The sequence below is a fragment of the Natrononativus amylolyticus genome, from assembly GCF_024362525.1.
Lineage (GTDB): Archaea > Halobacteriota > Halobacteria > Halobacteriales > Natrialbaceae > Natrononativus > Natrononativus amylolyticus.
This window is the reverse complement of record NZ_CP101458.1, coordinates 1,668,281-1,690,791: the sequence shown is the minus strand read 5'-3', so window position 1 is coordinate 1,690,791 and position 22,511 is coordinate 1,668,281. Positions and strand designations below refer to the sequence as shown.

General features: G+C 68.3%; 23 protein-coding genes and 1 tRNA gene. 15 read left to right on the top strand and 9 right to left on the bottom strand.

Annotated elements, in window-relative coordinates; translation table 11 throughout:
- Positions 1 to 27 precede the first annotated feature (27 nt).
- From NMQ11_RS08915 to NMQ11_RS08890, 6 genes are all read right to left on the bottom strand, one after another.
- A complete protein-coding gene (locus NMQ11_RS08915; protein WP_255167314.1) occupies positions 28 to 1,380 on the bottom strand; it encodes an O-antigen ligase family protein in 1,353 nt (450 codons plus the stop codon).
- A 58-nt stretch (positions 1,381 to 1,438) separates the two neighbouring features.
- Entirely contained in the window at positions 1,439 to 3,238 is a 1,800-nt protein-coding gene (locus NMQ11_RS08910; RefSeq protein WP_255167313.1) for an ABC transporter ATP-binding protein, read from the bottom strand.
- A gap of 109 nt (positions 3,239 to 3,347) precedes the next feature.
- The gene (locus NMQ11_RS08905; RefSeq protein ID WP_255167311.1) at positions 3,348 to 4,493 is read right to left on the bottom strand and encodes a glycosyltransferase; all 1,146 of its coding nucleotides are present in this window, start codon (positions 4,491 to 4,493) and stop codon (positions 3,348 to 3,350) included.
- Positions 4,490 to 5,950 carry a sulfatase family protein gene (locus NMQ11_RS08900; protein ID WP_255167310.1) on the bottom strand — a complete coding sequence of 487 codons (1,461 nt, stop codon included), beginning with the start codon at positions 5,948 to 5,950 and terminating at the stop codon, positions 4,490 to 4,492. The genes NMQ11_RS08905 and NMQ11_RS08900 overlap by 4 nt, the downstream gene beginning before the upstream one ends.
- 70 nt (positions 5,951 to 6,020) lie before the next feature.
- The gene (locus NMQ11_RS08895; protein ID WP_255170876.1) at positions 6,021 to 7,145 is read right to left on the bottom strand and encodes a glycosyltransferase family 4 protein; all 1,125 of its coding nucleotides are present in this window, start codon (positions 7,143 to 7,145) and stop codon (positions 6,021 to 6,023) included.
- Between the two features lie 210 nt (positions 7,146 to 7,355).
- Positions 7,356 to 8,480 (bottom strand): Gfo/Idh/MocA family protein, encoded by a 1,125-nt coding sequence (locus NMQ11_RS08890; RefSeq protein WP_255167309.1) that lies wholly within the window; start codon positions 8,478 to 8,480, stop codon positions 7,356 to 7,358.
- Between the two features lie 266 nt (positions 8,481 to 8,746).
- On the opposite strand from NMQ11_RS08890, the gene NMQ11_RS08885 reads away from it, so the two are divergent.
- The gene (locus NMQ11_RS08885) at positions 8,747 to 9,454 is read left to right on the top strand and encodes a ThuA domain-containing protein (protein ID WP_255170875.1); all 708 of its coding nucleotides are present in this window, start codon (positions 8,747 to 8,749) and stop codon (positions 9,452 to 9,454) included.
- A 417-nt stretch (positions 9,455 to 9,871) separates the two neighbouring features.
- Here NMQ11_RS08885 and NMQ11_RS08880 read toward each other — a convergent pair whose 3' ends face one another.
- The gene (locus NMQ11_RS08880) at positions 9,872 to 11,161 is read right to left on the bottom strand and encodes a TIGR00341 family protein (RefSeq protein ID WP_255167308.1); all 1,290 of its coding nucleotides are present in this window, start codon (positions 11,159 to 11,161) and stop codon (positions 9,872 to 9,874) included.
- A 78-nt stretch (positions 11,162 to 11,239) separates the two neighbouring features.
- On the bottom strand, positions 11,240 to 12,091 hold the full coding sequence (locus NMQ11_RS08875; RefSeq protein ID WP_255167307.1) for an eIF2B alpha/beta/delta subunit family protein: 852 nt from the start codon (positions 12,089 to 12,091) through the stop codon (positions 11,240 to 11,242).
- A gap of 81 nt (positions 12,092 to 12,172) precedes the next feature.
- Between NMQ11_RS08875 and NMQ11_RS08870 the strand changes: the two genes are divergently transcribed.
- The 6 genes from NMQ11_RS08870 to NMQ11_RS08845 all read left to right on the top strand — a co-directional run bounded on the left by NMQ11_RS08870 (position 12,173) and on the right by NMQ11_RS08845 (position 17,153).
- On the top strand, positions 12,173 to 12,493 hold the full coding sequence (locus NMQ11_RS08870) for a DUF7969 family protein (RefSeq protein WP_255167305.1): 321 nt from the start codon (positions 12,173 to 12,175) through the stop codon (positions 12,491 to 12,493).
- A 48-nt stretch (positions 12,494 to 12,541) separates the two neighbouring features.
- Positions 12,542 to 13,633 (top strand): Mrp/NBP35 family ATP-binding protein, encoded by a 1,092-nt coding sequence (locus tag NMQ11_RS08865; RefSeq protein WP_255167303.1) that lies wholly within the window; start codon positions 12,542 to 12,544, stop codon positions 13,631 to 13,633.
- Positions 13,630 to 13,890 (top strand): DUF7976 family protein, encoded by a 261-nt coding sequence (locus NMQ11_RS08860; RefSeq protein ID WP_255167301.1) that lies wholly within the window; start codon positions 13,630 to 13,632, stop codon positions 13,888 to 13,890. The genes NMQ11_RS08865 and NMQ11_RS08860 overlap by 4 nt, the downstream gene beginning before the upstream one ends.
- 311 nt (positions 13,891 to 14,201) lie before the next feature.
- Positions 14,202 to 15,089, top strand: a complete 888-nt coding sequence (locus NMQ11_RS08855; RefSeq protein ID WP_255167299.1) for a hypothetical protein — start codon at positions 14,202 to 14,204, stop codon at positions 15,087 to 15,089.
- Positions 15,090 to 15,200: 111 nt separating this feature from the next.
- The gene (locus tag NMQ11_RS08850) at positions 15,201 to 16,466 is read left to right on the top strand and encodes an MFS transporter (RefSeq protein ID WP_255167297.1); all 1,266 of its coding nucleotides are present in this window, start codon (positions 15,201 to 15,203) and stop codon (positions 16,464 to 16,466) included.
- A gap of 54 nt (positions 16,467 to 16,520) precedes the next feature.
- On the top strand, positions 16,521 to 17,153 hold the full coding sequence (locus NMQ11_RS08845) for a uracil-DNA glycosylase (protein WP_255167296.1): 633 nt from the start codon (positions 16,521 to 16,523) through the stop codon (positions 17,151 to 17,153).
- 25 nt (positions 17,154 to 17,178) lie between these two features.
- Here the strand turns inward: NMQ11_RS08845 and NMQ11_RS08840 are convergent, their stop codons facing one another.
- Complete coding sequence (locus NMQ11_RS08840) at positions 17,179 to 17,397, bottom strand: hypothetical protein (RefSeq protein ID WP_255167294.1); 219 nt, start codon at positions 17,395 to 17,397, stop codon at positions 17,179 to 17,181.
- Positions 17,398 to 17,486: 89 nt separating this feature from the next.
- Here NMQ11_RS08840 and NMQ11_RS08835 point away from each other — a divergent pair, with 89 nt between their 5' ends.
- The 8 genes from NMQ11_RS08835 (at position 17,487) to NMQ11_RS08800 (ending at position 22,499) form a co-directional block, all read left to right on the top strand.
- On the top strand, positions 17,487 to 17,660 hold the full coding sequence (locus tag NMQ11_RS08835) for a hypothetical protein (protein ID WP_255167292.1): 174 nt from the start codon (positions 17,487 to 17,489) through the stop codon (positions 17,658 to 17,660).
- A 49-nt stretch (positions 17,661 to 17,709) separates the two neighbouring features.
- Positions 17,710 to 18,465 (top strand): hypothetical protein, encoded by a 756-nt coding sequence (locus NMQ11_RS08830; protein ID WP_255167291.1) that lies wholly within the window; start codon positions 17,710 to 17,712, stop codon positions 18,463 to 18,465.
- 23 nt (positions 18,466 to 18,488) lie between these two features.
- A tRNA-Ser gene (locus tag NMQ11_RS08825) sits at positions 18,489 to 18,610 on the top strand.
- Positions 18,611 to 18,855: 245 nt separating this feature from the next.
- Positions 18,856 to 19,176, top strand: a complete 321-nt coding sequence (locus NMQ11_RS08820; protein WP_255167290.1) for a DUF5785 family protein — start codon at positions 18,856 to 18,858, stop codon at positions 19,174 to 19,176.
- Positions 19,177 to 19,249: 73 nt separating this feature from the next.
- Positions 19,250 to 20,011, top strand: a complete 762-nt coding sequence (locus NMQ11_RS08815; protein WP_255167289.1) for a GTP cyclohydrolase III — start codon at positions 19,250 to 19,252, stop codon at positions 20,009 to 20,011.
- 94 nt (positions 20,012 to 20,105) lie between these two features.
- Complete coding sequence (locus NMQ11_RS08810; RefSeq protein ID WP_255167287.1) at positions 20,106 to 20,687, top strand: CBS domain-containing protein; 582 nt, start codon at positions 20,106 to 20,108, stop codon at positions 20,685 to 20,687.
- A gap of 104 nt (positions 20,688 to 20,791) precedes the next feature.
- Complete coding sequence (locus NMQ11_RS08805) at positions 20,792 to 22,015, top strand: phosphoglycerate kinase (RefSeq protein ID WP_255167285.1); 1,224 nt, start codon at positions 20,792 to 20,794, stop codon at positions 22,013 to 22,015.
- Positions 21,981 to 22,499 carry a GNAT family N-acetyltransferase gene (locus NMQ11_RS08800; protein ID WP_255167283.1) on the top strand — a complete coding sequence of 173 codons (519 nt, stop codon included), beginning with the start codon at positions 21,981 to 21,983 and terminating at the stop codon, positions 22,497 to 22,499. Before NMQ11_RS08805 ends, NMQ11_RS08800 begins: the two co-directional genes overlap by 35 nt.
- The last annotated feature ends 12 nt before the right edge of the window (positions 22,500 to 22,511 follow it).

The following is a 22,511-nucleotide window of genomic DNA, read 5'->3' as shown; positions in this document are numbered from 1 at the left end:
GACTGTTTTCGAGTCGTCGCTCTCGAGCTACGGCGATCGGTCCTCGGAGGGGGCGGTCCGACCCTGGGGCCGGTCGCGCTCGAGCGATCCCCGCGACGCCCGCGCGGTCGGAAGTCTGAGCCCCCAGGAGTCGGTCGTGAGTCCGAGAAACAGCGCGAGCGCGAGCGCGCCGGTCGTCAGTCCGCCGATCGTCGACGTCTCGACGGCGAGGTGAACGCAGACGGTGACCAGCATCGCGAACGCGTAGACGTTCCAGTAGTCGCCACGAACGGCCCGCAGCGCGCCGACGACGCCGGCGGCGGCGAGTCCGAGCAGGTAGACGCCGCCGACGACGACGCCCGTGTGCAACAGCACGCCCAGGTACGAGTTGTGGACGGGGATCCCGGTGGCGAATCCGTTGCCGACGACCGGATCCGCGACGATCGCCTGCCACGCGCTGTTCCAGGCGTCGAACCGGACGAGCAGCGTCGCCAGCGCCGACAGCACCGCCCGTTCGAACAGCGAGAAGATCGCCACCGCGACGGCGCCGCCGACGGTCGCGACCGCGGCGACGATCCCGAGGCGGCGGTCCAGACCGCCGAAGAGAATCACGACGCCCGCGGCCCCCGCGACCAGCGCGGACCGCGTGTTCGAGAGCACGACCGCGACGGCGAGACAGACGGTTACGCACGCCCAGAACCACCGTCGCGTTCCGTTCTCGAGTGTGAGGTACAGCGCGCTGAGCGCGCCGAGCAGCGCGGCGAAGCCGAAGTGATTCGAGTTCGTGTAGACGGATGCGGTTCGGACGTTCGCCACCTCGTGGACGTGGTCGCCGAGAAACGGCGCCTGGAACCCGTATCGGAAGTGAGCGACCAGCAGCGCGAACCCGATCACCGACAGCCCCAGCGCGAGCAGCGAGAGCGTCGCCGCGAACGCCGTCGGTTTTCGGGCGACCAGTCGCGGCGCGACGACGACGAACGCCGCGATCGCGAGCGGCGTGAGGGCGAGATACGGGAGGAACGTCCGATCGCCGGTCACCAGAAACTGGACCCCGAGACCGAGCCAGTAGACCCCCAGGACGACCGCGACCCAGGGGAGCCGCTCGGGAAGGCCGGTCGCCCACAGCCCGTAGACGACCAGCGCACAGACGAACGCGCCGGAGAGGAGGTAGCCGACGCTCGAGGGGAACAGCCACGTCGTCGGCGCGAGGCCGGCGAGGATCAGCAACGCCGGAACCGCGGCCGGCAGATCGTCGGCGTCGAGGGCCACGGTTAGCGCCCGGCCTCCCGTCTCGCGGTCGGGTCCGGCGGCGCCGGTCGAACCCGACAGGGGTGACGGGGGTCGGTCGGACTGGCCGTGCGGAGATGCGGGGGCGGTGAGCGCATTGATCCGTCCGTACACCTTGCTCGAATATATATACTATGAGTATAATCGGTCGAAACTCGGCGATGCCGTCGGTTCACTGGGTCGCGTACAGCTGGGCGTACTTGCCGCCGTTGTCGACGAGTTCGTTGTGCGGGCCGGCCTCGACGATCTCGCCGTCCTCGAGGGTGTAGATCCGGTCTGCGTTGACCACCGTCGAGAGCCGGTGGGCGATCGCGACGATCGCGTACTCGCGGTCCATCGACTCGATCGCCGCCTGGACGTCGCGTTCGATGTTCGTATCGAGGTCGCTCGTCGCCTCGTCGAGGACGAGGACGTCGGCGTCCTTGAGCAGCGCCCGCGCCAGGGCGACGCGCTGGCGCTGGCCGCCCGAGAGGCGCACCCCGTCGTCGCCCAGCTCCGTGTCGAGCCCGCATCGGAGTTCGTCGGTGAACTCGGTGACGCAGGCGATCTCGCAGGCCTCCTCGACGGCCGCGTCGCTCGCCCCTTCGTTGCCGATCAGTACGTTCGCCCGCAGGGTGTCGTTGAAGATGAAGGGGTCCTGCTGGACGAACGCGATCCGCTCACGCCAGGACTCGAGGTCGATCTCCTCGATCGGAACGCCGTCGGCGCGGATCTCGCCCGAGTCCGGCTCGTACAGCCGTGCGAGCAGGGAGACGACGGTCGACTTGCCCGCGCCGGACTGTCCGACGAAGGCGACGAACTCGCCGTCGTCGATCGACAGCGAGAGGTTCCGGAGCACCGGCTCCTCGCCGCCTTCCTCGGTCTCGTAGGTGAACGAGACGTCGTCGAACTCGACCGGCGTCACCGGTTCGGGGGCCGGGCGGTCGCCCTCGTCGCGTTCGGCCTGGTTCTCGAGTTCGCGGATGAACTCCTGGGTCCGAAGCAGGTGAGCGAGCCGGCCCTCGACCTTGTAGAATTTGTTGTTGACGCGGCTCGCCACGGGTGCGAGCTGGAACATCGCGAACAGGAAGACCCCGAGTTCGCCCAGCCCCATCCCGGTGAACACGAGGGCGACGTAGATCAGCGCGAAGACGACCAGCGCCGCCGCCAGGTGGTAGAACTTCTCGATCGCGGCCTCGTTCCGGCCGAGGGTGATCGTCGACTCGGTGAACGTGTCGATCGAGGTGGTAAAGCGCTCCTTGAGGTCGCCGCCTTTCGTGTAGAGCTTGACGTCGCGGATCCCCTGGGTGCCCGCCTGGGCGGCCTCCTGGATGCGCTCGTTCGCTTCGGCGACCCGGTCGCCGACGGCGTAGCCGGGCTCGACGACGTTGCGGACGACGAACGTGAGCGTTCCGAGAACGGCGATCGCGACGACCGTCAGCTCCGGCGCGAGGTAGAAGGCGATGGCGAGGTACATCAGCGCGAGCAACAGCTGTTCGAACAGCTGGACGAAGTCCCGGATCACCTTCCCGGCGTACTCCGCCTGCGTGACGATCGCGTTCAGGATGTCGTCGGAGCCGTGCTGGTCGAAGTAGCCGACCCGCGCGTCGAGTGCGCGCTCGAAGGACTTGGTCTGGAGGTGGCGCATGTAGTACGTCTGCAAGGCGACTCGCAGCCACGCGACGACGAAACTCGAGGTGTACCGGACCGTCATGATGAGCGCGACGCCCATGATGATGAAGCCGAGCGAGAACGGGATGCCGAGGGCGTCGTAGACGGTGACGAACGCGCCCGTCGCGCCGTCCATCTCGCTCGGGTCGCCCGGCTCCTGGACCACCTCGATGATCGGGATGAGGAAGCTGAGACCGATCCCCTCGAGGAGGGCGGCAAAGAAGCTAAACAGGATAATGAACGCGGTCAGTGCCGGTTTGTAGGCGGCCACGCGCCAGAACGCGCGCGCCTTTTCGCGTACCGACAGGTCTTCGTTGACCATTCTCCGTATCCCGTGCAGATACCAGCAACGCTCACTTCAACGTTCCGAGAGCGGCCAGCGAGCCCGATAGCGTCAGATTCCGCCGATACCGTCACCCCCCGTCGGCGCGTCACTCGAGCAGCCGACGGTACAGCCGCGCGTGCAGGTCGGCCGCCCGATCGAGCGAGAATCGCGCTCGGGCCCGCCTCCGTGCACGTCGCCCCGCGTCGAGGCGCGCGTCGTCGTTCTCGAGCAGGTCGCGCATTCGGTCCGCGAACGCCGCCGGATCGTCCGGATCGGCGTACGACCCCGCGTCGCCGACGACCTCGCGGAGGACGGGGATGTCGCTGACGACCACCGGAACGCCGCAGGCCATCGCCTCGACGGCGGCGACGCAGAACCCCTCCGACCGGGAGGGGAGGACGAACAGGTCGCTCGCGGCGACGGTGCGGTAGACCGCCTCGCGGGGCACCGTCCCGGTGAACGTCGTCCGGTCTGCGACGCCGAGATCTGCGGCCAGCGACTCGAGGGCCGCGCGTCGGGGACCGTCGCCGACGAGGGTCAGGTGGACGGACGGATCCTCGAGGGTGGCGACCGCGCGTATCAGCGTCTCGAAGTTCTTCGTCCCGATCATCCGGCCGACGGCGACGACGCGGCGGTCGCCGTTTCGACCGGATACTCCGTCCCCGCCGTCTGCGAGCGCGGCGTCGAGTCGTCCCAGGTCGATCCCGTTGTAGATCACCCCGACCCGGTCGGCCGAGAGCAACCGTCGCTCGAGCGGGTAGAACGACCGGCCCGTCGCCGCCGAGTTCACGACGATCCGATCCGCCCGCGGCAGTGTCGCGGCGTTGACGACGTTCTGGACGAGCGAGTAGTGACCCCGGTGGTCGGCGTGTTGGGTGTCGACGAGCGGCTTCCCCCGCGGGGCGAGCGCGCGCGCGAGCGAGCCGACGAAGTTGTGGTGGGTGTGAATCAGGTCGAATCGGGGGTCGGAGAGCAGTTCGCGGAGCCGACGGATCGCCCGCGGATCGAACCGCGAGCGCGCGCCGAGCGTGACGACCTCCAGCCCGTCGGGGATCTGTACCTCGAGGTCGTCCACGGAGCGGTCCTCGTAGGAGACCACGGTGACGTCGACGGGCGTTCGCTCGTCGATTCGCTCGGCGAGTTCGTAGGCGTAGGTCGTGTGTCGGATCACCGCCAGGACGAACAGCACCCGCGGGGGAGACTCCCCGGGAGCGGGCGGCCGCTCTCTGTGACCCTCGACCGGGTCGCTCACTGGAGGTACCCCAGGTCCTCGAGGCGCTGTTTCGCCGCGTCGTCCATCTCGGAGGTCTCGTCGTCGGCGCGCTCGAGCGCACCCAGGCGCTCCTCGAGCACCGCGGCGAGTTCCTCGCAGACGGTCGGCCGATCCTCGGCGAGGTTCGTCGTCTCGTCCGGATCCTCGCGGCGGTCGTACAGTTCGCGGGCGCCGTCGGTCCCCTCGACGTACGCCCACTCGTGGGTGCGGACGCTGCGCAGCGCGCGATCGTACCGGCGGAGTTCGGGCGTGAGTTCGCCGACGCGCTCCTCGAGCGCCGCCATCGAGGGTTGGGGCGTGCGGTACTCGCTGACGGCGCGAGATCGTTCCTCGGGGGCGAGCAGCGAGTGCGTCGAGACGGCGGGATCGGACGGCGTCTCGAGGCCCGCGAGTTCGAGGATCGTCGGGTAGAGGTCGCGCAGTTCGACGAGTTGGTCTGCGGTCTCGCCCGCGTCGAAGGCGTCGGGGTAGCGCACGACGAGCGGGACGCGAACGAGGGTGTCGTACAGGCAGTACTGGTGGTCCATCAGGCCGTGGTCGCCGAGGTTCTCGCCGTGGTCGCCGACGATCACGAGGACCGTCTCCTCGAGGACGCCGTGGGATTCGAGGGTCTCGTAGAGGCGGCCGATCCGGTGGTCGAGGTAGTTGACCTCGCCGTGGTATAGCGCCCGCAGGGCTTCGAACTCTCGCCCGTCCATCTCCTCGAGGCCCGCGATGTACGACCAGGCGTCCTGGTTGACGGCATTGAGAGCCGACGGCTCCATCCCATCCGGAAGGAACCGGTCGCGGAAGGCCCTCGGCGGATCGTACTCGAGGTGGGGCTCGAGGTAGTTGGCGAACACGAAGAACGGTCGATCCCCGGTTCGCTTGCCGAGCCAGCGGTCGATCCGCCGGTTCGTCAGCCAGGCGCCGTTGTCGTAGCGCTCGCGGAGCAGTTCGGAGTAACAGACGTTGAGCAGGGTGGCCGGCGCGTTTCGGCTGGCGAGTTTCGACAGCCCGGCCCTGATGCGACCGAGCGTCCCGTCGGCCTCCTTCGCGACGGCGGCGAGGTCCGCCCCGCTCGAGAGCAGTTGCCAGCCGACGCGGAACTCCTCGAATCCCCGGTCGAAGCCGAAGTCGCTGCTCACCCAGGTGTTGTTCGAGAACCCGACCGTCCGGTAGCCGCTCGAGGCGAGGCGCTCGGCGAGCGTCGGCACGTCGGGATCGAACCGTTTCGTCCCCGCGTGGGCGCCGTGTTCGGAGGTGTACTGGCCGCTGAACAGCGAGGCGTGAGACGGCAGCGTCCACGGCCCCGTCGCGAACGCGTTCGTGTACGTCGTCCCCTCCGCGGCGATCTCGGCGACGTTCGGCGCGACGTCCGGGCGCCCGAGGACGGCGTCGACCCGCGCCGTGTCCATGACGAGCAGGAGGACGTTCGGCCGGTCGGCGACGGTCATCGCCACCCCCGGCGCGGGCGGACTCCTCGCCGTTCGCGTTCGTCACCGCTCCGGGCGCGGGTCCGTCGGGTCACGGACACCGCCTGGCGAGTCGGTCGAGGTGGTCGGTCGTCAGCGCCACGGTTCGGTCCCACGTCGCTTCGGTCGTCACGTACTCGCGGCCGCGGGCCGACAGCTCCGAGTAGTACTCGGGATCCGACAGCAGCCGCTCGACCGCCGCCGCGAAGGCGTCGACGTCGCCGACGGGCGCGGTTTCGCCGCCCACGGCGACGACCGACTCGATGTGATCGAGCGCGCTCGCGACCGCCGGAACGCCCGAGGCGAACGACTCGAGGACCGTTCGTGGAATCCCCTCGGACCGACTCGGCAGGACGAAGACGTCGGCGCTCCGGTAGATCGCCGGCATCTCGTCGTAGGAGACGTGACCGAGAAAGCGGACGTGGTCGCGAACCCCCAGGGAGGCCGCGAGCGCCTCGAGGTCGGGTCGGAGCGGCCCGTCGCCACAGAAGTACGCCGTGACGCCGGGGAACGTCTCGGTCAGGGGCTCGAGCAGCCGAATCACGTCCTGGGGGTGTTTGCCCTCGACCAGCCGGCCGACGAACAGCACCGCCGGTCCGTCGCCGTCGATGGCCTCGCTGGTCGGCCCCTCGGGCGTGAACCGGGCGGTGTCGACGCCGTTCGGAACGATCTCGATCGGCGAACGGGTTCCGTACTCCCGGAGCCGCCGTTCGTCGGCCGCGGTGTAACAAAACGTGAGGTCGGCCCTGTTGAACGTCCACCGGCCGACCGTTCGCAAGTAGAGGTCGAACACCCGTTCGGAGACCGTCTGGGAGAACAGCCCGTGATTCGTGATCGCGAGGGGGACGTCGTCGAACAGCCGGTGTACCGCCGCCAGGTTCGTCGAGAAGTACAGGTGTGAGTGGGCGTGGATCACGTCGAACCCGTCGGCGTGCCACAGGTGTCGGGCGACGCCAGCCGAAATACCGTTCCCGAGCACCGTCGCCGTCGGATCGTAGCGGACGACCGTGTAGCCGTCGCGCTCCTCGAGGGCCGGGGCCGTCGGATCGGTTCGAACCGCGACGACGGTGACGTCGTGGCCCATCGCCGCCTGGTCCCGGCTCATCGCGTGGACGTGGTAGGGCCCGCCGCCTTTCACCTCCGGGTAGAGCTTCTGTGCGACGCGGAGGATTCGCATCCCTGTCATCCGCTGGCCACGGTCGTCGACTGGTCGCCGGGCCCCCCACCGGACCCGAGGTTCGCTTCCCCGGGAGCCGCCCGCCGATCCGAGTCGCGCCTCGGTGCGATCGAGAACATCATAGGCGGAGTCGTACAACGATGGGTGATAAGGAAGTTGCGACTCCGGCGTCTTCCACTGGTGTCTCGGCCATCGCCACGGGGACCACCGTCAGTTGATCTGCGGCGACGCCTCGGAGTCGACGGCGGGCGACTCGACGGCGTCGAGACGCTGTGCGCGCCCCGTCTCGCTCGAGCGGTAGATCGCGTCGATCACCCGCTGGACGGTGAGGGCCTCCTCGACCGTGTTCATCGTGGGCCGCCCGCCCTCGGCGATCGTCTCGAGGAACAGTTCGTCCTGCTCTTTGTACCCGGTCAGGGAGGGATCGCCGGTGAGCTGGACGTCGGCGTAGTGGTCGAAGCCGACCGTATCCGCTTCCTTGAGCGTAAGATCGGTGTCACCGATCTCGAACTGTGCGCCCGACTTCGTGCCGCGAGCGATGAAGTCCATGCTCGGATCGCGGTTCGTCGCCCAGGCGGCCTCGAGAGAGATCGTTCGGCCACCCGAACAGCGGATGAAGGCGGTGACCGAATCGTCGACGTCGTACGTGTCGGCCTCCGCGTTCCAGTTGTCGCCGAAGCCGTCGGGGTCGGCGTACGTCTCGTCGTGACCGAAGGTGGTCCGTGCAACGCCGCTGACCTCGAGGACCTCCGGAAAGTCGAGGGCGTAGAGGGCGAGGTCGAGGGCGTGGACGCCGATGTCGAGCAGCGAGCCGCCGCCGGCGAGGTCGGGGTTGGTAAACCAGGAGCCGGGGCCGGGGACGCCGCGGCGACGCACGTAGTCGGCCTCGATGTGCGTGAGCTCGCCGAACCGGCCGCGTTTCTTGTGGGCGTCGAACAGTTCGGTCGCGCCCGCGTGGCGGTTGTGAAAGCCGACCATACAGATCCCCTCGGCGTCCGCGGCGACGTCGGCGATCCGCTCGGCGCTCTCTAAGGTGTGTGCGAGGGGCTTTTCGACGAGGACGTGACAGCCGGCCTCGAGGGCGGCGACGGCGATCGGTTCGTGAAACCGGTTCGGCGTCGTGACGACGACGGCGTCGACCGCCTCGTCGACGACGAGCGACTCGTGGTCCTCGTACGGCTGGGCACCGAACTCGTCGGCGAACCGCTGTCGCTGCTCCGGCACCAGATCGGCACCGGCGACGATCTCCGCACCCAGGTCGCGCAGGCTCTGGGCGTGGAGCTGTCCCATGCCGCCGAGGCCGACGACGCCGACGCCGACTCCCGCGCCGATCACGGGGAAACACCCGATTTATGCGGAGAACAGAGGAGGGCAGGGTGCTCAACGAAATAGTTCGTATTCAGTTGTGATCGGTGCCAGGAACCCATGACCGGTACGCGGTGTGCGATCAAAATAAGTATTGTGACCCAGTAATCCGTGCATTATATGCTAAGTCACACTTGCGATCATATTTCTCTCACCCCACATGATATGAAGGCGTAATGAACGATTACGTCGGCCGATCGGCGGCCCTTTTGGGTCCGGCCACCAACGGGGAGTCGATGGCCACCGTCACGATCTGGAACGAGTACCGACACGAGCGAGAGGACGACGAGGTCGCCGCCGTCTATCCCGACGGAATTCACGCGACTCTGGCCGACGCGCTCGAGGCCGACCACGACGTCCGAACCGCGACCCTGGACGAACCCGAGCACGGGCTCACCGACGAGGTTCTCGAGTCGACGGACGTCCTGCTGTGGTGGGGCCACCGGGCCCACGACGAGGTCGCAGACGACGTCGTCGACCGGGTACAGGAGCGGGTGCTCGAGGGGATGGGTCTGCTCGTTCTCCACTCGGCGCACTTCTCGAAGGTGTTCAAGCGGCTGATGGGAACCACCTGCAACCTCCAGTGGCGCGAGAGCGGCGAGACCGAGCGGCTGTGGGTGGTCGACCCCGGCCACCCGATCGCCGACGGCCTCGAGGAGTACGTCGAACTCCCCGAAACGGAGATGTACGGCGAGCCGTTCGACGTGCCCGAACCGGACCGGCTGGTGTTTACGAGCTGGTTCGAGGGTGGCGAGGTGTTCCGCAGCGGCTGCTGTTACCGCCGCGGCAACGGCCGAATCTTCTACTTCCGACCGGGTCACGAGACGTACCCGATCTACGAGAACGAGGAGATCAGGCAGGTGCTGCGCAACGCCGTCGAGTGGGCGACGCCCACGAGGGGGTCACCGCGAACGTTCGGCAACCGGCCTCGAGACGAGCCGTAGCGGCGAGCGGAACGAGATGGCAGTCGCCAGTCACTGCGTACGGGCAGTACCGGTGACAGGCGTGGCACACCGGCTGGCGAACCCTCTCCTGTCGGACTGCGTTGCAGGCGTTACGCGTCACAGGCCACCGGGCCCACCACTCGCCGCCCCTGCACTGTCTCCATCCAGGCTGTTGGTACAGTCCCAACACCAGTATTCAGTCACTTTTTGCCGTTGGACGGGCGGCCAGGAGAACGACAGATTCCATTTGACGAGCTCTTTTTTCGAGTACCCATCCGCAGCGTCCATGCCACAGCCATCACATGTCATTCTATAATCGTCTACCACCCAGGAGTAAAACCGTTGGCACTCACCGTATGGGCTTTTTTTGCAATTGCCTCCGGCACCCTCTCCAATACTCTCTCATCGCTCGCCGGCTCACGAACCACTGCGCTGCGTGTCGACGAGTTCGACCGCCACCGTCAGCTCCGTCCCGGTTGCCCTCTCGAGCCGTTCCCGAACGGTATCCGCGAACTCCGCGGGTTCCTCCTCGCCCGGCGGCCGCTCGACGAGGACCGTGACCGCCGGCTGGCGCTCGGCGTAGACGTCGTACAGTTCGTACTGGACCGCGACCTCCTCGAAGTGCAACCCGTCGAACGCGGGGTCGTCGCTCATCGCCGCGAGTTCGGTCTGGACGTCGTGTTCGACGGCCGACGCCTGGTAGGTGCCGTAGGTGACGCCGGCGAGCACGACGGTCAGTAACATGATGGCGACGACGATGACTGTCACTCTCGAGCGCACGCGCTGATAGGCGCGACCGACGCTCTCTCGTCGGTGCGGCCGGTAGCCCGACAGCCACAGGATGAGCAACGCGGTGAGGTTGATCGCGAACAGGTTAACGAGAACGAGCGTTCCCGCGGTGAGGATCACCGCCGGGTGGCCCCAGGCGATTCCGAGACCGACCGTCGCCGCCGGCGGGACGAGCGCGACGGCGATTGCGACGCCGACGAGCACGGAGCCGACGTTCCGCGTGAGGCTGATCACGCCCGCGGCGCCGGAGCCGAGCGCGAGAAACAGCGAGAGCACGGACGGGGTAATGCGTTCGGCGACCTCGGGAACGGCGGTCACGTCGAACCCCGGCGGGAGGATGACGGTTCCGCGGAGCGCGATTCCGATGAGCGCGGCCGTCGCGACGGCGACGAGCAGGCCGAGACTCTGCAACAACACCCCGCGGGAGGCGAGACCGTCGTCGTCGACGACGACCCCCACGCTCGCCGAGAGCGCCGGCCCCATCAGCGGCGCGACGACCATCGCGCCGATGATCGTCGCCGCGGAGTTCGTGAGCAGCCCCGCGGTGGCGATCATCGTACTCAACACGAGCAGGGCGAGGTACGTCGAGAGCGCCGGGGCGAGCTCCTCGGCGCGGGACCGGAGTTCGTCCCTCGAGATGCGCGTCCCCGCGAACCGCTGGCTCGAGTCCTCGGCAGCGCGCGAAACCACCGTCTCCGCCGAGAGGACGACGGCGTAGGACTCCTCGTCGAGGCCTCGCTCGCGGAGCCTCGAGAGCAGCGGTTCGACGCCGCTCGGCGGAACGGGGACCGAGACGACCGCCTCGAACCGACCGGAGCCGCCCTCGTCGGTGATCGCGTAGTCGACCCCCTCGGCGTCCAGGGTTTCGAGAACGCCCCGTCGCTCGCCGTCGGGGACGAACAGTTGCACGAGTCGCATACGGGGCCTACGCTCGTTGGCGACATATGACACGTTCACCGGGGCGGTGACTGTCAGGGACCGATGAGCGATCGGCCGTCAGAACGTCCGACGTCCCTCGTCGGTGACGACGCTCTCGAGGAGGTCGACCGGCGTCGCGTCGTAGGCCGGGTTTCCGACCGCGAATCCGTCGGCGGGTTCGGACATCACCTCGACGCCGGAACGGAACTCGTTCTCGAAGACGAATCCCTCGGTGATGATCTTCGAGGCCGAGCCGAGCACCGTCACCGGTACTCCAAGCTGGTCGGCCGCGGCGGCGATCGGGAAGGTGCCCACGCGGTTGTACAGCGTCTCCTCGACGATGCAGTCCATGCCGACGACGACGCGGTCGCACTCGGCGAGGTAGTAGCCGCTCGCGCTGTCGGTGACGAGCGTCGTCTCGACGCCCTCCATCGCGGCCAGCCGTCGGGCGGTCTTCCGGCCGATGTACCGGGGTCGCGCCTCCGTCACGTAGACGTCGAACTCCTTGCCCGCGTCGGTGGCGAGTTCGAGGGCCTCGATAACCGTCGAGGAGAAGTCGTGGGTGAGCAGCGTCGCCCCGTTCTCGAGGTGAGAGACGGCGTTCTCGGCGGCCCGCCGCTTGCCCGACTCGACGCGAGCGACGACGTCCTCGATCGTCGTCTCCGTGAGCATCTTCGCCTCGTCGACGCTCTCGGGGCCGTCGTCGACCACCTCGTCGACGACGGCGCGAACGGCGTTCTGCAGCGAGGCGTGGGAGGGGTTCGCCCGGCGGAGCACCTTCCCGTTGCGCTCGAGGGCGCGGGTGTACTCCTCGACGGAGGCGAACTCTCGGTCCAGCAGGTCTCTGAGCGCGCGGGTCGCGTTTACGGCCACTACCGAGGAGCTGTGCGTCTGCATCTCCCTGATTTCCTCGGCCGTCTCGTCGATCATACTCGAGGGCACTCCCGACGGGACAAAAGAGCTTCCGGGTGTCCCGCAGGCCTTACCTTCGTTCCGTCCCTACCTCCGCCGATGACCGTCACCGTCAGATACACCTGTCCGCACTGCGGTGCCGTCGTCGGCGTCGAGCGCCGGCCCGACCTCGCGGACCGGTCGGTCACGATCTCTCCCCAGGCCGGCTGGGAGTACGCCGACCCCGGCGACGAGCGCCTCGAGGACGCCGACGGCATCGCCTTCGTCTGCGGCGAGGACGGGGTGACGGATCTCGAGGGGGAGCCGGTCGAGGGCTGCGGCCGGCCGTTCTACCTCAACTTCGTGCGCTTCGAGACGGGGATCGAACTCGAGCCCGACCCGCCGACGTACGGCGGGCCGCGGTTCGATTTTCGTCCGTGAGTGCGGGCGAACACAACGCTTTTCGAGCGCCGACTGCGACCTACCGGTATGAACGAAGCCGACGTGCGCGACCGGCTGCGGGCCGTCGAGGACCCGGAACTCGGCGACGACATCGTCTCGTTGGGGCTGATCAACGACATCGAGATCGACGGGGACGACGTCGCCGTCGACCTCGCGCTCGGCGCACCCTACTCGCCGACGGAGACCGCCATCGCGGGGGAGGTGCGAAACGTCCTCGCCGGGGACGGGATCGAACCCGAGCTCTCTGCCAGCATCCCGAACCGCGACGACGCCGGCGAGGAGACGGTGCTCCCGAACGTCAAGAACGTGATCGCCGTCGCGAGCGGGAAAGGCGGGGTCGGAAAGTCGACCGTGGCGGTCAACCTCGCGGCGGGGCTCTCGAGGCTCGGCGCCCGCGTCGGCCTGTTCGACGCGGACGTCTACGGGCCGAACGTCCCGCGGATGGTCGACGCCGACGAGCCGCCGATGGCGACCGAGGACGAGACGCTCGTCCCGCCCGAGAAGTACGGCGTGAAGCTGATGAGCATGGCGTTCCTGCTGGGCGAGGACGACCCCGTCATCTGGCGGGGGCCGATGGTTCACAAGGTGATCACCCAGCTCACGGAGGACGTCGAGTGGGGCCACCTCGACTACCTCGTCGTCGACCTCCCGCCGGGAACCGGCGACACCCAGCTCACGATGCTCCAGACGATGCCCGTCACGGGCGCGGTGATCGTCACGACCCCCCAGGACGTCGCCTTAGACGACGCCCGAAAGGGGCTGCAGATGTTCGCCCGCCACGACACCGTCGTCCTCGGCATCGCCGAGAACATGGCGACGTTCGTCTGCCCCGACTGCGGCGGCGAGCACGACATCTTCGGGAGCGGCGGCGGCGAGCGGTTCGCAGCGGCCCACGACATGCCCTTCCTCGGCTCGATCCCGCTCGATCCAGCGGTCCGAGAGGGTGGCGACGAGGGCGCGCCGACGGTGCTCGACGAGGAGAGCGGAACGGGCGAGGCGCTCCGGGAGCTGACCGCGAGCGTGGCGAACAACACCGGAATCGTCCACCGGCGGGCGACCTCCGAGTCGGCCGAGAGCCGCGAACCGCCGAGCGAGCCGGACGAGCTCGAGGGTCGATGACCGACGGTGGGACTGGCGCCGGCGACGCCGAGTCTCCGGACGACGGCGTCTTCGCCCCCGACTCCGAGCGCGTCGAGACGCTTCGGGAAATCGCCGACGACGTTCGCGGGGAAACGAGCGAGAGCAAACAGCTCTCGAACATCCTCTACCGGACAAGCGACCTCTACGACGAGGCCGAAGACACCTCACCCGAGGAGATCGTTCGAAACGTGAAGTTCATCCTCGAGGTCACCGAGCGCGGCGGCCTCGGTCGGTAGGCGCCGCTGTCGAGTGTTCGTCCGCCGCGACGGGTGTGAGACGCGTGTCCACGCCGGGGCCGGTAGCGCGAACGGGTTCGAGCCTCAAGCGCTGAATTGACAGCTCACTTATGGTGGTCGTCTCGAACGCGAGGTGCCCGACAGCCGACCGGCGATCGGTTCCGAATCCGACCACTGAACGTGGTGTTCCGGGCGAAACGCTCACAGTTCCTGTCGGTCACGATCATAATAACTGTGGAATTGATATTCATGCAATCATGTCATTTAGAATATGTTTATCTCCGTCGGCGGTGTACTAGTCGTGAATCACTATGGGAACGACTGTCAGAGATTCGGAGTACACCGGAACGGGACTCGAGCGGGAGAGAAAGCGGCGGTCGTCGATCGCGACCGTCCGGCTGGGCGCGTTCTACCTCTCGCTCCTGCTGGCCGCCGCGATGACGGTGCTGTTTCTGCCCGACCTGCTCGCACTGCTCGTGACCGGGTGGACCGCCGGCGTCGGGGCCGAACTCGGCATCCACCGACTCCACGTGATGGGGATCGCCACCGTCGTGGGTGCGTTCTTGCTCGGACTGTTCGCGCAGGCGTATCGGCCGAAGACGCGCGTCGCGTCGATGTGGGGGGCGTTCCTGATCATCGCCGTCGTCAGCGCGGGCACCGTCGCCTTCGGCGTCGGACGCCCCGAGGAGGTCCTCCCCTTCCTCGCGGTTACGAGCATCGCCCTCGTCGCCCACCCGGCGGGACGGGGGCTGCTCCGCCGGGGCGACTCCTACAGCCCGGCGATGCTCGCGCTCGTCGCCGTCGCCGCGGTCCCCCTGCTCGCGTTCGCCGTGGGACAGTGGGGACTGTCCTCGAGCGCGGTCGACCCGCACGCGCTCGACGGCCACTACGTGATGATGGCCGGCCTCGCGATCGCTCCGCTGGCGTACGGCCTCTTCGCCGCGCTCGGGTTCGTCGGCTGGCGCCTCGCCGCGTGGTTCGCCGCCCTGCCGGCTGCCTACTACGGACTGCTGTCGGTCGGGTTCCCCGCTCAAGCCGGCTCGACGGGCGAGATCTGGGGGATCGCAGCCATCCTCTGGGCGATCGCGTTCGTCGCGGTCGCGGAGTACTCCCGCAGGGAGCCGTCCACGACGTTCCGCCGCGAGATCGGGCGCTCGAGCGGGGCGCCCGTCGACGGGGCGGTCGAAGACCGTCGCTGATCCGCGCACGGTACGGTTTTTCAGCAACTATCGCCTCGAGATCGCTCGAGTCCGAGAGCGTCCCGGATGCGGTTTCGAAGCGACTTTGCACCCGCCTTTCGACGTTCGATCGTGTATCGGTTCGAAAGCGTCCGGGGGTTCGATCGGGGCGTCTGGGTGGTCGCTAGCGCACGGTTCGTCAACGTCCTCGGCTCCGGACTCGTCTACCCCTTCGCCACCCTCTACTTCTACCGCGAGATGGGGATCGCGTTCACCCTCGTCGGAATCGGCCTGTTCGCCAACAGCGTCGGCCTCGCGCTCGGCACCCTCGTCGGCGGCTTCCTCGCGGACCGGTACGGACGGCGACCGGTGATGGTCTCGAGCATGGCGCTTGCGGCGCCCGCGCTCGCCGCCTACGCGCTCGTCACCACGGCCGGGCAGTTCGTCGTCGTCGCCTCGAGCGCGGGGCTCGTGATGGGGCTGTTCACCCCGGCGAGTCAGGCGATGATCGCGGACCTCACGGACGACGACGCGCGGGACCGGGCCTACGCCCTTCTCAAGGTCGCGAGCAACGCGGGCTTCGGCGTCGGCTTCGTTCTCGGGGGTTTCATCTACGCCGTCAGCCAGGCGGGCGTCTTCGTCGCCAACGGGGCGACGAGCGGCCTCGTAGCCGCGATTCTACTGTTCGCGCTGCCGAAATCACCCGCAGCGGACGGATTCGAGGAAACCGTCGACCGGGCGTTCGAACGGCCCTCGATCCGCGACAACCTCCGGCAGTGGCAGCGGTCGGTCACCAACCCGACGATCCTCGCACTGGCGCTGTTGAACGTCGGCTTCGCGATCGCCTACTCCCAGATGAACTCGACGATCCCCGTCCACGCGGAGGCGACGTTCGACCTCACGAGCGAACAGTTGGGAACGCTGTTCGTGCTCAACCCGCTCGTGATCGTCACCCTCCAGCTGCCGATCGTCGCCCGGATCACGAACTGGCGGCGCACCCGCGGACTGGTGCTCTCGGCGGGGTTCTGGACCGCGAGCTTCGTCGCCGTCGCCCTTTCCTACGGCGCGCCGTGGGCGCTGGGCGTCGGCCTCATCGGGGCGTTTCTCGTCCTGCGAACGCTCGGCGAGATCCTCCACGCGCCGCTGATCACCGCGCTGGCGAGCGACGTCGGTCCCGTCGACTCCCGCGGCGCACAGCTGTCGGTGCTCGAGATCGCCAAGCGACTCGGCTTCGGCATCGGTCCCGTGATCGGCGGCGTCTTCTTCGACTACGGGATCGACGCGCTGCTGTGGCCGGCGCTGATCGTCAGCTGCCTCTGCCTGGGCGCGGGCGTACTGGCACTCGAGCGGCGAGTCACCCCGGCCCAGAACGGACGGGCCGTCGCGCCGGGAGACTGAGCGCGATCCCCTCGAGAGCGCGCCGTTTTAGTAGCCGTGCCTCGAGGAACGCCTGTGGACGCGAACCAGCAGACCCGCGCGAACCCGTTCGGCATGGACGAGAACTGTCGGAACTGCCCGGCCCTCTGTGAGACTCGATCGCAGGTCGTCCACGGCTACGGCGACGTCGGCGCGGACTTCCTGTTCGTAGGGGAGGCGCCGAGCGCGGGCGCCGATCGGGTCGGCGTCCCGTTCGCCGGCGACGACCGCGCGGCGGCGTTCCAGCGCATCCTCCAGCGCCTCGGCCTCTGTGACGCGACCTCGGATCTCGAGCGGCCGGAGCTCGTCAACGTCTACCTCACGAACCTCACTCGGTGTCGCGACCCCGACCGAGCGCCGACCGACCAGGAGGTCGACAGCTGCGAGCCGTTTCTCAACGCCGAGATTCGGATGATCAACCCCGAGATCATCGTTCCGATCGGCGAGCGCGCGCTGACCGAGATCGGCGAAGAGTACACGACGACTCCCGCAGCGGACCTCTCGCTTCCCGACTGCCACGCGAGGGCGATCCGCGGTCGCGGCTTCGAACTCGTCCCGATGATCGACCCGCTCGAGCAGACGGACGAGCAGACCCAGGCGTGGGTCGAGGGGTTCGCGGCGCTGATGGCGTCGGATTACCGTCAGACGAAGGGGCGACGGAAGCGGTAGGGCGACGTCGCTGCCGGCTCGCCGCTCACCAGTAGGGGTTCTGTAACCACCGGTCGGAACGAGCGCCGAGAGCGAACAGCCCGAAGACGACGACGGACGTGACGATCAGCGTCGCGAGCGACGGGAGAAAGAGCGCGCCCGGCGACTCGAGGACGTAGTTCGCGACGAGCGCCCAGACGCCGACGGTGGCCATACTGACGATCACCAGCGTGCCGAGCACGCCGGTCAGCGTTCGTTCGATCATACTCGAGTCGAGCCCTGCGAGCGACTTAGTTCGTTCGACGATACTGCGCGGGCGAGGAGGTTATGGTCGTGGCGCCCGACCCGTCAGCCGTGACCCTCGACGCCGGCGACTGGCTCACGATCTGCTGTGCCTTCCTGGGTGGCGTCGTCACCCTGGTGGCCAGCGGGGGCGGCTCCGCCCTCCTCGGCGGGCTCTGGTTCGCGCTGGGGCTGACCGGCGGGGCCGGCGCCGCGACGCTCGCGCTCTCGGTCCTCGGGAAGTGATCGCGCGGGAAGCGCCGCGTTCAAGGTCGACGGCGTCCCAGACTCGAGCATGATCGTCGTCGTCCCCGTCGACCCGCCGCGGCCGGGGCTCGTTCTCCCGTCGCTCGTCGAACAGACGCCGCTCGAGCCCGACGCGGCGACCACGCTGTACGAGGCCGCCGTCGCGGACGTGCTCCGGGCCGTCGACGCGAGCGGCGGCGACCTGCTGGTGAACTACCGCGACGAGGAGACGCTTCCCGCGTCTGCCGGCGGCGGCGAGCCCGAAGCCGACGTCCGTGCGCTGGCCGCGAGCGCACTCGAGGACCTCGAAGACGTCCGCTTCGAGCGACAGGTCGGTTCGACGCGGGCGGCCCGCGTCGGCAACACGGTCTCGCACCTGTTGAACCGGGAGGGCGCGACGACCGTCGGCGTGCTCGAGCCGACGGCGCCGCTGGTCTGGCGCACGGAGATCGACGGTGCGGCGATGACGCTGCGTCGGCGCGACGTCGTCCTCGGCCCGGCGCCCGGCGGGCGAACGTACTTCGCCGGCTTCGGCGAGCCGATCGACTTCGACGACGCCTTCGCGGCGCCGGCACTCGCGACGCTGGCCGGTCGCGCGGAGGCGGCCGGGCTGGAGCTGGGGTTCGCACCGATGCTCCCGCGGCTCGACACCGTCGACGGGCTGGCGTCGGTCGTCGCGGGTCTCGAGGCGCGTCGGGTCGCGGGGCGGCCGGGCGGTGAGGCGACGGCCGCCGCGGTCGGCGACCTGGGGCTGTCTGTCGGCGAGGGACCGTCGATCGAACGGGAGACCGACAACGCTTTTTGACCGGCTCGAGAACGATGACTCGAGGTGAGGTGGCAGAGCGGCCCAACGCGCCTGCCTTGAAAGCAGGTGGCTTTCAGCCTCATGGGTTCAAATCCCATCCTCACCGTTTTCTCGCGAACTCACGCGACGAGCGAAGCGAGGAGCATCGTGAGCGAGACCACGAGAACGGTGGGATTTGAAGTAGGGAAGTTGCAGCGCACGAACGAAGTGAGTGCGACCGTCTTCACGTAGTTCAAATCCCATCCTCACCGACTTTCGCCTGCACGGACACGAAAAGAAACCACCTCGCCCGCGCGGATACGAAAGACCGCCATCTCCCACAGGGACACGGACATCACCCCTCGAGGACGGAGAGTAACCCTTTTGCGGCCCCCACGCACACCACCCCGTATGGACTGGCCACACGACCCCGACGGCGACGAGGGGAGCGAAGGGATGCGGAAGTTCGACATGGCGGTTATCGCGAAGAAGGTCGACGAGGACGAGGACTTCCCGCTCTCCCGCGAGGAGTTCGTCGCGGCCCACGGCGACGACCCGATCCGGATCAACCACCAGAAGGTCGTCCCGATGCGCGAGATCTTCGACTACGTCGAGGAGGCCGAGTTCGAGACCATCGTCGATATGCACAAGGCCGTCGGCCGCGCGATGCGCGAGGGCGGATTCTGGGACTACCATCCGGTCGGTGCGAACCCCGAGCAGAAGTCGGCCTGACTCGGCTGCGGTCAGCATCTCGAATCTGGATTGCGTACCACTTATACGAGGGCGTTCGAAACCTTCGGGTACAGTGACGAACACGCAGGTTACGCTCGTTCAAATCGACAACTACGGCCCGTGGACCGTAACGCCGGAGCCTCGCCGCGAAGCCGACCTCCAGACGCTCCAGTCGCGGCTGTACGCCGACCTCTCTCAGTTCATCGGCAACCGCGACGGCTACGTCTTCTTCACCCGCTTCGACAACATGATCGCCGTGACGAACGGCCTGGGCGTCGACGACCACGCGCTCTTACAGGAGTCGATCGCCAATCGGTATCCCGTGACGCTCAGCCTCGGCGTGGCGGCCGACCCCAGCCCCGCTCGAGCGCTCGCCGACGCCACCGAACACGTCCAGGCGGCCGGCAGCGCCCAGGACAAGGGCCGCACGGAGATCCTCGACGGCCGTATCATCCGCGAGGACGACCGAACCGACGACGACGTCCAGATCGCCCACTTCGACGTGATCGACGCGACCGGCAACTACACGGATCAGCTCAACGCCTACGACAGTTTCATCGAGATCGAGCAGGGGTACGCCGCGCTCATGCGCTACATGCGGACGGCCCACGACAGCCTCTCGTTCTTCGTCGGCGGCGACAACATCATCGCGACCTGTCCGGCCCTCGAAAGGCGCGACTACGAGGACGCGATCGAACACGTCGAGAGCGACGCCGACGTCTCGCTGCGGGTCGGCGTCGGCCGTGCCAGAAACGCACAGGCCGCCGGCATGGACGCGAAACACGCCCTCGAGGTCGGCCGCGCGAAGGAGACGCGCGTCGAACTCGAGTGGTGAGCGAGAGCGGAGAAACCGACCCCGAAACTTCGACGGGGGATCGAATAAGTGTGACGGGGGTAGTTTTTAGAGCGTCTGTGGGAACTAGTCGCATATGGAAGCGGAACTGTCGGTCACGGATGTACTGACGACCGAATACGTCGGCGTCAGCGAGTCTGATACGGTCCTCGGGGCCGTCCAGCTGATGCGTGACGAGCGAGTCGGCTGTGTGCTGGTGGTACGCGGGTCTGAGCCGGTCGGCATCATGACCGAGTGGGACGTACTGGGCGTGGTTGCAGCCGAGCGGTCACCCGCGGAGACGACGGTCGGAGCGGTGATGTCCGCGCCGGTGCTCACGATCGAGGCGAACCGGTCGGTCACCGACGCGGCGGACCTGATGACGAAGGAAGCCATCCGCAATCTGGTTGTAACGGACGGAGACGACACCCTCGGTGTCCTCACCCAGCGGGACGTCATCGCCGCAGCGGGGTCGTTTCAGGCGGTGACGTCTTCGAACCGGCCCGCGGAGGCCCCGCTGACCGCACTCGGTGTGGAAGGCGACCGGAGCGGCGAGCTCGTCACGAACGGCGGCGACGAGTACTCGACGCAGGGGGTCTGCGAGCTGTGTGGCTCGCTCGCCGACTCGCTGTGGGACTCGAACGGTCAACTCGTCTGTGCCGACTGCCGGGGCGTCTGATCTCCCGGTGCGATTCTGCCGTCAGCACGCAGTATGACACCGAATGACTGGATTCGATAGATCGATGGAAAGACCTTTCGGGAGGGCCGATGCAGTGGTCGGTAATGATCGACACCCTCGACGATCTCGACGTCGAAGGGACGACCGTCGGCGTTCGGGTTGACATCAACAGCCCGATAGACGGCGGCTCGCTCGCCGACGACGCCCGCCTCCGCGCCCACGTGGAGACACTCTCCGAACTCCTCGAGCGCGGCGGCCGCGTCGCCGTTCTCGCCCACCAGGGCCGCCCCGGTGGCGACGATTTCGTCACGCTCGAGCGCCACGCCGACCGGCTGGCGACGCTGCTCGAGCGCCCCGTCGGCTACGTCGACGCGACGTTCGGCGAGGCCGCTCGCGAGGCCGTGGCCGCCCTCGAGGACGGCGAGTGCGTCGTTCTCGAGAACACCCGCTTCTACAGCGAGGAGTACATGGAGTTCGAACCGGAGCGGGCCGCGCGGACCCACCTGGTCACCGGGCTCGCGCCCGTTCTCGACGCCTACGTCAACGACGCGTTCGCGACCGCCCACCGCTCCCAGCCGTCGCTGGTCGGCTTCCCGGCCGCGCTCCCCGGCTACGCCGGCCGCGTGATGGAAGCGGAACTCGAGATCCTGGGCGCGATCGAGGGGACTCCCGAACCCCGGGTGTACGTCCTCGGCGGGGCGAAAGTCCCCGACTCGATCGACGTCGCCTGGAGCGTCCTCGAGAAGGGGCTCGCAGATCACGTCCTCACTGCTGGGGTCGTCGGCAACGTCTTCCTGATCGCCGACGGCGTCGACCTCGGTGACGCGAGTTCGGACTTCGTCTACGAGGAGGGCTACTGGGACGAGATCGACCGCGCAGCCGACCTGCTCGACGCCCACGGCGAACGGATCGCCCTCCCCCACGACGTCGCCGTCGAACGCGACGGCGAGCGCCACGAGATCGGCGTCAACGCGCTCCCGCCGCGGGAGGGCGAGGCCGCAATGGACATCGGCACGTCGACGCTCGCGTACTACCGGCGACTCCTCGACGACGCCGAGACGGTCATCCTCAACGGTCCCGCCGGCGTCTACGAGGACGACCTGTTCGAACGCGGAACGCGGGAGCTGTACGGCGCGGCGACCGACGTCGAGACGAGCATCGTCGGCGGCGGCGACACCGCCTCCGCGCTCCGCCGACTCGGCGTCGAGGGATTCTCACACGTGAGCACCGGCGGCGGAGCGGCGCTCCGGATGCTCACCGCCGAACCGCTCCCCGCCGTAACTGCACTCGAGAATGGTCCCACCCTCGAACCCCGCGCCCACGATTGAGCCCGCCACCGAGGCGGACATCGACGCCGTCGTCGACTGCTGGGTCCGACTCGCGGTCGACCAGCGGGCCTACGGCTCCCACGTCCTCCCGGAGGCGAACCGCGCGACGATGCGCGACGCGCTGCTCGGCCACCGGTTCGCCGACGGCCTGCTCGTGGCGCGTCTCGACGGCGACGTCGTGGGGTTCGCCTCGTTCTCATTCGAGCACGGCGCGCTCGCGCTGGACGCGACGCGCGGGGTGCTCTCGAACCTCTACGTGAAGCCGCCCTACCGCGACCGTGGAATCGGGTCCGCGCTGCTGTCGGCGGTCGAGGACGCGCTCGCAGAGCGGGGCGCCGACGTCGTAGCCCTCGAGGCGATGGCAACCAACGAGGCCGCGCGGCGGTTCTATCGGCGGGCGGGCTACGAGCCGTACCGCATTTCGATGGAGCGGTCGCTCGAGCAGCCGGCGAAAAACGATACACATTCAAGGGAGGACGGCTAACCAGCAGCCAGC